This is a genomic window from Caballeronia grimmiae (genome assembly GCF_000698555.1).
Taxonomy (GTDB): Bacteria; Pseudomonadota; Gammaproteobacteria; order Burkholderiales; family Burkholderiaceae; genus Caballeronia; species Caballeronia grimmiae.
Map to the genome: position 1 here is coordinate 1 of NZ_JFHE01000073.1, position 11,031 is coordinate 11,031.

General features: G+C 60.7%; 9 protein-coding genes. 2 read left to right on the forward strand and 7 right to left on the reverse strand.

Annotated elements, in window-relative coordinates; translation table 11 throughout:
* Both BG57_RS29840 and hpnJ read right to left on the reverse strand, forming a co-directional pair.
* On the reverse strand, nucleotides 1–332 hold a 332-nt coding region (locus BG57_RS29840; protein ID WP_035970753.1), incomplete at its 3' end, for a ChbG/HpnK family deacetylase.
* On the reverse strand, nucleotides 322–1,746 hold the full coding sequence (gene hpnJ, locus BG57_RS29845; protein ID WP_035970746.1) for a hopanoid biosynthesis associated radical SAM protein HpnJ: 1,425 nt from the start codon (nucleotides 1,744–1,746) through the stop codon (nucleotides 322–324). The genes hpnJ and BG57_RS29840, both read right to left, overlap by 11 nt.
* Before the next feature lie 1,016 nt (nucleotides 1,747–2,762).
* On the opposite strand from hpnJ, the gene BG57_RS29850 reads away from it, so the two are divergent.
* Both BG57_RS29850 and BG57_RS29855 read left to right on the forward strand, forming a co-directional pair.
* On the forward strand, nucleotides 2,763–3,833 hold the full coding sequence (locus tag BG57_RS29850) for a sugar-transfer associated ATP-grasp domain-containing protein (RefSeq protein WP_052006093.1): 1,071 nt from the start codon (nucleotides 2,763–2,765) through the stop codon (nucleotides 3,831–3,833).
* A 509-nt stretch (nucleotides 3,834–4,342) separates the two neighbouring features.
* The gene (locus BG57_RS29855; RefSeq protein WP_035970747.1) at nucleotides 4,343–5,035 is read left to right on the forward strand and encodes an alpha/beta hydrolase family protein; all 693 of its coding nucleotides are present in this window, start codon (nucleotides 4,343–4,345) and stop codon (nucleotides 5,033–5,035) included.
* A 321-nt stretch (nucleotides 5,036–5,356) separates the two neighbouring features.
* On the opposite strand, the gene BG57_RS29860 is transcribed toward BG57_RS29855, so the two are convergent.
* The 5 genes from BG57_RS29860 to BG57_RS33590 form a co-directional block, all read right to left on the reverse strand.
* Nucleotides 5,357–6,061 carry a TMEM175 family protein gene (locus BG57_RS29860; protein ID WP_035970748.1) on the reverse strand — a complete coding sequence of 235 codons (705 nt, stop codon included), beginning with the start codon at nucleotides 6,059–6,061 and terminating at the stop codon, nucleotides 5,357–5,359.
* 523 nt (nucleotides 6,062–6,584) lie between these two features.
* Nucleotides 6,585–7,871, reverse strand: coding sequence for an oxalate/formate MFS antiporter (oxlT, locus tag BG57_RS29865; protein ID WP_035970749.1), 1,287 nt, complete (start codon nucleotides 7,869–7,871; stop codon nucleotides 6,585–6,587).
* 110 nt (nucleotides 7,872–7,981) lie between these two features.
* Entirely contained in the window at nucleotides 7,982–9,625 is a 1,644-nt protein-coding gene (locus tag BG57_RS29870) for a gamma-glutamyltransferase family protein (RefSeq protein WP_035970750.1), read from the reverse strand.
* A gap of 134 nt (nucleotides 9,626–9,759) precedes the next feature.
* Nucleotides 9,760–10,524 carry a GntR family transcriptional regulator gene (locus BG57_RS29875; RefSeq protein ID WP_035970752.1) on the reverse strand — a complete coding sequence of 255 codons (765 nt, stop codon included), beginning with the start codon at nucleotides 10,522–10,524 and terminating at the stop codon, nucleotides 9,760–9,762.
* Nucleotides 10,525–10,851: 327 nt separating this feature from the next.
* On the reverse strand, nucleotides 10,852–11,031 hold a 180-nt coding region (locus tag BG57_RS33590), incomplete at its 5' end, for a hypothetical protein (protein WP_206539444.1).

The window sequence follows — 11,031 nt, forward strand, 5'->3', positions numbered from 1 at the left end:
AGCTGTCGGCGCACGTGCGGAAGCAAGGAATATCGTACGCCGTCGAAAAAGGGCGCATCGGGCATCCATCCCGATGCCTCAGTGAGCGCCGGCACACGCGCTGCGCCAAGCGTCGACTGACCATCGGCGAGCACGATGTGCAGGCCGACGCGCAACGACGGACATCGTTTCGCGCGCGTGATCGCATCGGCGGCGGCAGGTGCGGCTACCATGAGGCTCGTGCACGCAAGGATGCCTTCGCGATGCCCGCGCTCGACCGCTTCGTTGACGCGCTCGTGCAAGCCGAAGTCGTCGGCGGTGATGATCAGGCCGCGCATGACGCTATGCTTCATGAGCGCGCAAGAAGCGAAAAAACTCGACGCCTTCGCGCAAGCGTCGCTTTGTCATGTCCCAGCTCGTCAGCATCTCCCGCACGATCTCCCATATCTTCGAAGGCCGGAAATAGAAGCGCTTATAGAAGCGTTCCAGTTCGTGATAGATATCTTCACGGGATAGATGCGGATAGCCGATTGCCGCTAGCTGGACGCCCTCCTTGCTCACGAGATTGATCACCTTGTTCTCCGCGAGCCAGCCGCTATCCACAGCCTGGCGGTAAAGCGCGGTGCCCGGATACGGCGCGGCGAGCGAGACTTGAATCGTATGCGGGTTGATCTCTTTCGCATATCGAATCGTCTTTTCTATCGTCTCTTTTGTTTCACCAGGCAAGCCGAGAATGAAAGTGCCATGCACTTTGATGCCAAGCGTGCGGCAATCGTCGGAGAAGCGCCGTGCGATATCCGTGCGCAAGCCCTTTTTTATGTTTAGCAAAATCTGGTCGTCGCCGGATTCATATCCGACGAGAAGCAGCCGCAAGCCATTATCCTTCATGATCCTGAGCGTCGAATACGGCACGTTCGCCTTCGCGTTACACGACCACGTCACGCCAAGCTTGCCGAGACCGCGTGCGATCTCCTCGACGCGCGGTTTGAAGTCGGTGAATGTATCGTCGTCGAACATGATCTCTTTCACTTCCGGCATGTTTTCGCGTATCCACCTGACTTCTGCAAGCACGTTCTCGACCGACCGCACCCGATAGCGATGTCCACCGACCGTCTGCGGCCAAAGACAAAACGTGCAGCGAGAACGGCAGCCGCGACCCGTATAGAGGGATACGTACGGATAGTTGAGGTATCCGATAAAGTAGTTTCGGATGTTCAGGTCACGCTTATAGATGGGGGCGACGAAGGGAAGCTCGTCCATGTTCTCCAGAACGGGCCTTGCATCGTTATGCTGGATTTCGCCTTTCGCGTTGCGCCAGGACAGACCGGCAATGGACGTGAACGGTAACCCCTCGGCGACTTCCTTGCACGTATAGTCGAACTCCTCGCGGCATACAAAGTCGAGCGCGTCGCTTGCAGTCAGTGAGTTGTGCGGGTCCACCGCGACTTTCGCGCCGACCATACCGATTGTTACCGCAGGCGCAGCTTCCTTCAGATGTTCGGCGAAGAGCGCATCAGCAGGAAAAGATGGCGTGCTCGTATGGATGATGACGACATCGTATTCGCGCGCGATGGTAAGCGTTTCGCCGAAGGACAGGCCGTCCGCCGGCGCATCCAGCACGCGGCTGCCCGGCACGAGAGCGGCAGGCTGCGCGAGCCATGTCGGATACCAAAACGAGCGTATCTCGCGCTTCGCCTGATAACGCGAACCTGCGCCACCGTCGAAACCGTCGAACGACGGGGCCTGGAGGAAAAGTGTCCTTTTCATGCGCGACGTCCGACGGGTGCAATGTGAGTCGAAAAGTGATCAATTCCTGAGCTGTTCGGCGGCGGCTCGTTTTTATCGCCCTGTCCATAGCGTGGCCAATGATCTCGTCGGCTCGCCTGTCCTGTTGATTGCACACCGCGGCGCCCGTCGCTTTGGCTGACCAGCCCTGCGGGTGGTCACGGCCATCTATAGACCGCTGTTAGCCGTGTTGATCCGACGCGGTTGGGCCGCACCGTGACCTCTGGATATCTAACTCCAGAGTCGGTTTATCGCGCAGCGGGGCGACTCGGCCGCATGTGAGGGGACCTCTTAAGCCGCATTTGCGCCTCCCCGTACGCAGCGACCAAACCGCGGGTCACCCGCTCGGACGCGCGCCAGCCAGTAGGCGAGATCGTTCGCGTATTCGTCGCTGTTTAGGCCATCGAAACACCAGCCTCCGCAGACATCCGCGTCGCCGACCAGTAGAAGGCGAACAAGGTTTTGGCGTGCGGAAAGACCGAGTCCGAGTCCGCTTTCATCACCGGAGCGCAGCCAGTTCCGAACGCCCCGCGCAATCGAATCTTCTCTATCGTGAGACTCGTAGCTGAAAACCTGTTTTCCTCTGGTGCGAGCGTTGTGCAAATCGTGAGTCACCACCTCGATGACAAGCTCAGTTAATCGAGAGGACGGCACTTCGGTGATCTGTGCGGCGACCGCGGCCGGGCTTGACATTAATTAATAATGCGAAGGATGGAAAATTTCTGAAAATCATGAAGTTGTCGGCTGAACTGAACGGAAACAAGCAAATTAAGCGATTCGTCCGTCCGACGCTTGAGTGACGCAGATCGGGGATCACACGCGGGTAACGAAAGTTCGATTTAAATACGCGGTAGTTTTCTACGCGCTGCCCGAAGCTACGTAAAACGACGACGCAATTTGCCCGGTCCGGGCGGGTGCAGCGATCCATAAGGAACTCTTAAGCTATGTGTTGGTACGGTAAATTCATTCGTCGCAAACGCAGTTTCTTAGGAAGAAATATGCTACCAGTACCCGTCGAAGCCGTGCTTCGTAGTTCGTGGAAAGACCTTCGCCGACGGGTTTTTCACCGCAGGCATGCCTCTGAAGCGCACGCGGCCTTGACGAATATCGAGTTCAGGCGTGGTAAGACTGACCCGGCGGAGCTAAGGGCAGCAGAAGCCTATGCACGGGATGTATTGGGTAGCGCATGTTATGCGCCGTGGCTGTATGTGTACACCGCACTCAATGGAAGGTTCAAAGAGGGATGGATTCCCGACAACTTCTATGGCTGGGTGGTGGTCCCTCTACTGAAGGGGCACTATGGTAAGGTTTCCGAACTGAAAACGATGTCGCGGCAGCTATTTCAGGACGACGTCTTTCCTGACATTGGCTATCACGTCAATGGGATTTGTTTTTCCCCGGACTACGCGGCGATTCCATGCTCTGACCTAGAGCAAACACTTTTCAGCAACACCGACAAGGTCGCCTTTAAATCGGATCAAACGGGTCAAGGAAAGGGTGTCATCATACTCGACCGACAGGACTTCGGTGCAGTCACGATCCGATCGCTCGGCAACGGCGTCTTCCAACGCTTTATATGTCAGCATCAGACTTTCGCTCAGTTCGGTTCTGAAGCCGTCGCGACGATTCGTTTCACCACAGTAGTAAACGACGGCGGTGCCGTGTCTCTTCGTGCTTGTTACTTGCGTCTTGGGCGCGCCGCGGACGGTCATGTCCGGCCGGACACCGAGGTTTGCGTGTCGGCTGACTTGACCGATGGTGGCCTGCAAAGCACTGGCTACCAGAGCGACTGGACGAATATCGACGCCCATCCCGATTCAAAAGTCCAGTTCGACGGGTTAGGCTTGCCGAGGTTTCGACAATGCGTCGATAAGGTACTCGAACTGCATGCGAAGTTTCCATTTGCACGCTGCGTTGGGTGGGACGTAACCGTCGATGTCACCGGAGAGATTGTCGTATTGGAGTGGAACGCGGAATACAACGACGTAAAGTTTAGTGAAGCCACTCAAGGACCATGCTTCGCTGACCTCGGGTGGGAAAAGCTTTCACAGCCGGGCTGTAATAAATAAAATGTAAGCGATGAACGACGGCGCCCAAGCGGTGCCGTCGGCGCATCTGTACGCTTTGCCGCGACTCGGGTCGCCGCGCGCCAATAGCTGGTCTTCGAATAGCATGCGACGTATTGACGGCATTGAAAAAAGCGTAGCAAGTCCGCTCGTGGCCGAACCCAGAACCTTTGCAGCCGGACATGCTCTTCCAGAGAGCCAGATAAATGAACTGCCCTTCGAGAACTTCCTTTGACGCTGGTTGCAGTGTCGTAACAGCTCGCTGACAATGATGCAGGCGTGCTATTACGCAGATGTCTCAAAGCGCGGATCACGTTGCGGTCCACAGGTCGGGCTTGCGGTCGTGAACCGACACATCGCGACTGCGGCGCCGTTCACAATGGGCGCGCGCTCGATGGATCGGCCGGCAAACTTCACCTGCCCAATGCCTTGCCGGAGGCCGCCACAACGCTTCCCGATGCCTCATTGATGCAGAATCGGCGCAAAGGCCACAACGACACGACCTGAATACGATGGACGACCAAGAATCGCTTTCCCTGGCACTGCCCGACGGCACCAAGGTCTCTGCTCTCCTCCGAGTGCCGGAGGACGCGCGAGCCCTGTATGTCTTCGCGCACGGCGCCGGGGCGGGCATGCAGCACGCCGGCATGTCGTCATTGGCCGACGCGCTTGTGGCGGCCAATGTCGCCACTTTGCGCTACCAGTTTCCGTACATGGAGCGGGGCTCCAAGCGGGTAGACTCGCCGGCCGTGGCACATGCTGCCGTGCGGGCAGCCGTCGCGGAGGCCCGTCGGCGGCTGCCAGCCCTGCCGCTCTTCGCGGGCGGCAGGTCGTTCGGCGGACGCATGACGTCCCAGGCCCAAGCAATCTCCCCGCTCGACGGCGTCCGTGGTCTCGCTTTCGTCGCGTTCCCGCTGCACCCGGCGGGCGCGCCCGGCGTGGAGCGGGCACAGCACCTGGCGGACGTCACCGTGCCGATGCTCTTCCTGCAGGGCACGCGCGACAAGCTAGCCGAGCTTAAGCTGCTGAGGTCGGTCGTCGAGACGCTGGGGCCACGCGCCACGCTGCATGTGGTTGACGACGCAGATCATTCGTTCCACGTGCGCGCGTCCTCCGGCCGGACCGACGCGGAGGTCGTGCTCGAACTGGCACGGACGATGTCGGCGTGGTTCGTCGCCCAAGCAGAGTCCGTGCGCGATACCTGAGCAAGCGCAAGAATGCTTGTAGCAGAGTAGGACGGCGAGCCGGCGAACTCGCGGCGCTGCCCTCGCCCGCTCAATCCCTTCGCTATCCGCAGATGGTCAGTCGCATAGCCACGATAAGCGACGCCTGCCGCGTCGGCGGCGTTTCCCAGTGCCGAGTGAGTGAATTTGTCAGAACCGCTTGCGGTGATCCGCCCGCGGAATTGTGGAGGGCATCTGCTTTGATCTGGCCGGCGCCGACCCGTGAGTGACCGCTTAGGGATGCGGCCGGAACTAGACTCGCGGAGCGTCGAACAACACGCATGGGCCGGCCTCGCGTAGTAGCTACTTGTTCAATTTTTCAGCCTCGCTCGGCTCCTCGCTGGGCTTGTAGCGCGGCCTGGGCTGCGGCAGCAGAAAGAAGGCGACGCACAGCAGTGCAATGGCCACTCCGATGCGCGACGCCGCGATCGCGACGGGAACTGCAGCGATCTGGACCAGCGTCGCAACGCCGTAGCGGCGCGTCATCTGCTGGAGGAAATCGGGCGCGAGCCGTTCGTCCATCAGCCGGCGGCCCGGCATTGCATAGAACCACTTCGCCATCCAGGTGCAGGCGGTCAGGGCAAGACCGGCAACCAGGGTCACTGACGCGACGGGTTCGAAGCCCGTGCCGAGGTGGAAGCACCAGACGCGGATTGGATAAGGAATGACGACGATCGCCAGCAGGAACACGAGGTTGATCACGCCAAACCAGTGATCACTCTTCGCATAGATGCGGCCCGAATAGTGGTGTTGGAGCCAATAGGCCCCGATCACGACATAGCAGAGAACGAGCGCGAGATATTCGCGCCACTGCTCTGCCATGGCCCTTGCCAGGTCGCTGTAGCCATTCGCGCCCTCAGGAGATCCGGGGACCTTGATCTCGACGATAAGCAGGGTCAGCGCGATTGCGAAGACCGCGTCGCTGAATCCCTCGAAGCGGTCAAGTCCGCGCTCCGCACCATGCGTTTCCGCGTCGGCAGGCTGGTTGCGCCTATTACGTAGCATCATGTGGGTCTTTTAGCGCACGCCAGAGCCGCTCCACGCGGCACGGCACGGCCATCCTTGTTGGACGATATGAATTACGTCCTTGCATGGAAAAGTCGCGAACGAAGCATTGATTGTCCGCGACTAAGTATGACCGCTTTGGGCCGTCTTGCGGCGGTGCCATCCGCGACTTGCTCGCCCGAAACCGGCCATTGAGCGAGGGCAAACAGACCTCTCCTAGCCAAACTGGATGGCAAGCTCGAGCGGCCGTTGATAACCGGTTCCGGAAGTCGCGGAGCGCATTAGCGCCCTAGACGATGAGGTCGAAGACGGACCTTTGTTCCTTACTACTGCTGCGAGCCGCTGTGGGACATGTAGATGGATCGCTCGCAACCTACGACGCCATCCGTCTCTCCCGATCAACCTCACGTGGGCTGCGCCACACTGCCCTTCCGGCGAACACTGGATTGCCGCAACGCGGATCCGGGCGTTGATGCACGCATAATCCATTGTCATAAGCCGGTGCGGACGGCCGTTAGAGTGACGTTCAACGATTCGCAGCAGCGAGGAAACGCGCGCGCATCGGCTTGAGCATGAACAGGGCGAGCACGGCGGTGACGATATCCAGCGTGATTGCCGATGCAAATACCGGCGTCCAGCTGCCCGCATGCTGATGCAGCAACGCAGCGAGCGGTCCGCCGAAGATGGAGCCGATGCCTTGCGAGATATAAAGCCAGCCGTAGTTCTCGGTGGCGTGGCGCGTGCCAAATGTATCCGTCAACGTCGACGGAAACAACGAGAAGATTTCGCCCCAGCCGAAAAACACCACGCCCGAGAGCAGCACGAATAGCACCGCGTTGTCGCGTGTCATGAGCCACAGCGCCATCGCGACGCCTTCGAGCACGAACGCAAAAAACATCGTGTTTTCGCGGCCAAAACGGTCGGACACCCAGCCGAACAGGGGTCGCGTGAGGCCGTTCGTGAAGCGGTCGATCGTCAGCGCGAGCGGCAACGCGGCCATGCCGAACACCATCACCTTGGTGATGCCGAAGTCGGCGGCAAACGTCGCCATCTGCGACGTAACCATGAGGCCCGAGGTGGACATCATCGTCATCATTGCGAACATGAGCCAGAAGAGCGGCGACTTCATCATTTGCGACGGGCGGAGATCCGGCACCTTCGATGCCGCGGCGAGCGTCGCAGCCTTCATCGGTGCAACGGCGTTCGGTGTGCGCAAGCCTTGCGACGCCACGAAGCCGACGACCGCGAACGCGATACCGTAGATCCACAGCGTTGCATCGATACCGCGCGACGCAAGCGATGCGGTGATGGGGAACGTCGTCACGATCGCGCCCATGCCGTAGCCCGCTGCAACCGCGCCGGCCGCGAAGCCGCGCCGGTCGGGGAACCAGCGCACCATCAGGCCGACGACGCCCACATACACGATGCCCGTGCCGAGACCGCCGACGAGACCGTAGGTGAGATAGAGCATCGACGTGCTCGTCGCCATGGATGCGAGCACCCAACTGAGGCCCGACATCACCGTGCCGAGCGAGATCAGAAGACGCGGGCCGAAGCGGTCGATTAACTTGCCCTGAAACGGCGAGAAGAACGTCTGGAGAATGATGAGCAGCGAGAACGTGACCTGTAATTCGGGCAGCGGCACGCCGAGCTTCGCGGAAAGCGCCTTCGTCAACAGCGTCCATACGTATTGCGGACTCGATATCGCCATCATGCAGACGAGGCCGAGTGCGAGTTGCAGCCAGCGGTTGTGGGCCGCCGCGGCAGGCGAGATCGAGGCATCGTCGTGCAGCGTTTGGGTGCGTGTGTTCATGTGCTTTCCCCGGATGATGCGGATAAAAATGGATGAGCGCCGCCCTCCGGCGCCGACGAATGCGGAACCGGATGACTTCGCAACTTCGTGCGTGATGCGGTGTTTAAGCGCTAAAAGCCTGCACAGGCGCCATCGCTTCTCGGGTCGTGACCCGCTTCGAAAGAACCATCAGGATACCGAATGATTGCGCCGGCATGGCCCATCGCTTCGTCGTAGGCGGCGAGCACTTCGACTTCGTGGCCGAGCGCGCGCAATGCGTCGATGGTCACTGCCGGGAAGCGCGCTTCGAGCTTGAGCGAATCGGTCGATTGGCCCCACGTGCGACCGAGCAGCCAGCGCGGCGCATCGATAGCGGCCTGCGGGTTCCAGCCGAAGCGCGCGATGCGCGAAAACACCGCGCTCTGCGATTGCGGCTGACCGTCTCCGCCCATGTTTCCGTAGACCATCGTGCGGCCATCGGCGAATTGCGCGAGCGCGGGATTCAGCGTATGGAACGGGCGACGTCCCGGCATCAACGGATTGAGCGACGACGCATCGAGCGAGAAGCTGCATCCGCGGTTCTGCCAGTTGATGCCCGATTGCGGCAGCACGATGCCGCTGCCGAACTCGTGGTAGATGCTCTGGATAAAGCTCACCGCGACGCCATCGCCATCGATCACGCCCATCCATACCGTATCGCCGGGACCGCGTCCCTTGCCCCACGATGCGGCCTTCGACATAGACACCTGTTGTGCCATTGCATCGAGCGCGGCGGGATTCAGTCGCGTGATCGGATCTATACGCATGTGGTCCGGATCGGTGACATGCTCGTCGCGAATCTTGAACGCGAGCTTCGTCGCTTCGACGCACGCATGCACGAACTCGGGACCGAGCGGGTCCATGTCGTCCTTCAGCACGCGGTCGAGCACGCCGAGAATAAGCAGCGAAACGAGGCCTTGCGTCGGCGGCGGCATGTTGTAGACCGTGCCAATCGTGTGCTTCAGTTCGAGCGGCGTGCGTTCGCGTGCGCGATGACGTTCGAGATCTTCCAGCGTGATAAGCGTTTCCATCGACGACATGTCCCGCGCGATGCTACGCGCAAGGTCGCCGCGATAGAAGTCGTCGAGGCCTGCATCGGCGAGTTGCTGGAGCGTCGCGGCTAGGCGCGCGTTGACGAAACGTTCGCCCGTTTGCGGCGCGCGATCATCCGGCATGAAGGTCTGCGCAAAGCCAGGCACATGCTGCAGTTCGCCGCGCTTGGCCGCGATGCAATCGGCCTGGCTGCGCGTCACCGGAATGCCGTGCTTCGCATAGTGAATCGCATCTTCGAGCAGGCGCGCCACGGGCAGCTTTCCGTCGAGCGAGCCCTTCGAGAAGCGCTGCGCGAAGTCCCAGCCGGAGACGGTGCCCGCAACCGTGTTCGCCGCGAGCGGGCCACGCGTGGGGATCGCGTTGAAGCCGAGCGCGCGATACGTGTCGATGTCCGCGCCCATCGCGGCCGCGCCGCATGCCTCGATGCCGATAGGCGCATGCCCCGGCCGCGAGATGAGCCAGAAGCCGTCGCCGCCGATGCTGTTCATGTGCGGATAAACCACCGCGATGGTCGATGCCGCCGCGATCATCGCTTCGACTGCATTGCCGCCTTCGCGCAGCACCGCAAGCGCGCTTCGCGACGCGAGCGCATGCGGCGCGACCGCCATGCCGCGCATTCCGCGCGTGGGGTTCAAATAGTTCGCCTTGACCGGCGCGTGTGTTGCAGTGACTTCAAGAGGCATGACGTTTCCTTGTATACAACGAAAACCTTCGATGCCAGATTCGTGCCATGCGTCGGTAAAAACCCTGATCGGCCTTATCGGATAAGGCTTTCAGCGTTGCATGGAGAATGAACGGAAGCGCGCCGCGCGCGCCGTCAGATGGTGCGCCGCAGCCTTGCCGGTGCGTGGCCGCTGAAGTCCGGCCTCGTTTCGGTGCGCGCGGCGAGGAGGCGTTGCATCGCGAGGCCGCGCACGCTCGACTGGCTTCCCCCTATGTGCTGCGAGACGAGTCGAACGCTCGTTGTCGCATCGCCGGCCCGGATAGCATCGAGAATCGCCGCGTGTTCGTCGTAGGTATCGGCGATGCCGTCGCCCTGTATCAGATCAAGCCGCCGCACCACGCGGATGCGGTCCGTCACGCGCTGCATGGTCGCGGTGAGTTCGTCGTTGCCGGCAGCGGCGACGAGCGCATGATGCAGGGCTTCGTCGAGTCCGACGAGCGTGCCGCCGTCGGTAATGCGTTGCGCGCGCCGAACCTTCCATACGCGGTCGAGCGCGTCGACCAGCGGATGCAGTTCGGCCGATTGAGCCGCTTCGCCGCAGAGCTTGCGCACGGCGAAGGTCTCGATCATCTGGCGCATTTCGTAAAGATCGTCGAAGCGCTTGTTGTCGATGGGCGCGACTTCCCAGCCGCCGCGCACATAGCCGCGCATGAGGCCATCGCTTTGCAGGCGTTGCAGCGCTTCGCGCGCGGGCGTGCGCGAGACCGCGAAGCGCTCGGCGATCGCGCCTTCCGTGAGGCGGTCGCCGGGCAAGAGCCGCATGTCGAAGATTTCGTCGCGCAAGGCGTAATAGACGCGGTCGGCCCGAGAGCGCGCGGGGGTGTCGTCGAGCGGACGCGTCAGCTTGATATCGGGCATGGCGGACAGCTTAGCAAAGGAAGACGCGTCGCCAATAAATCGACATCAAAAGCTATTCGACCTATCGAAGTAAGTTGGACAATGACTGCCGAGTCGCTTTCATTCTCCAACGCATTCCTTGCATTTAATTAGTATCAACCCTGAGGCCGGTGCAAGTGCTTCGTACAGGGTCTTTTGTCTTTCTGCTACATACCTCTCGATAGCCGCCGCCCCCATTGCCTCCTGCGGCTGGATCGAGGCCCGCTTTGGCTGCTGCAAGCCATCTTGCCCTTCCCCCGGTACCCGATGCGTGGTCAATTTTCCAGAACGGCCAGCGCCATTAAGCCTTCAACTTTGACAATGGATCTGCGGTTCGGTCGCGAATCTAGGAAGTAGGTCTTTGGGGTCAGTGATCGGATAAGCAAAAAGGTTCTTATGGCCAGAAGCCGTCGAGACCTTAAAGACCCCGCAGGTGCCATCGCCGCGGTTTGGACTTCTGCGCAACTGCATGTGCATGCTCTCAATCGC

Excerpts from the sequence above, each read along its gene's own strand:
- hpnJ (WP_035970746.1), bottom strand. The coding sequence starts at position 1,746 with ATGAAAAGGACACTTTTCCTCCAGGCCCCGTCGTTCGACGGTTTCGAC.
- BG57_RS29850 (WP_052006093.1), top strand. The coding sequence starts at position 2,763 with ATGCTACCAGTACCCGTCGAAGCCGTGCTTCGTAGTTCGTGGAAAGAC.
- BG57_RS29855 (WP_035970747.1), top strand. The coding sequence starts at position 4,343 with ATGGACGACCAAGAATCGCTTTCCCTGGCACTGCCCGACGGCACCAAG.
- BG57_RS29860 (WP_035970748.1), bottom strand. The coding sequence starts at position 6,061 with ATGATGCTACGTAATAGGCGCAACCAGCCTGCCGACGCGGAAACGCAT.
- oxlT (WP_035970749.1), bottom strand. The coding sequence starts at position 7,871 with ATGAACACACGCACCCAAACGCTGCACGACGATGCCTCGATCTCGCCT.
- BG57_RS29870 (WP_035970750.1), bottom strand. The coding sequence starts at position 9,625 with ATGCCTCTTGAAGTCACTGCAACACACGCGCCGGTCAAGGCGAACTAT.
- BG57_RS29875 (WP_035970752.1), bottom strand. The coding sequence starts at position 10,524 with ATGCCCGATATCAAGCTGACGCGTCCGCTCGACGACACCCCCGCGCGC.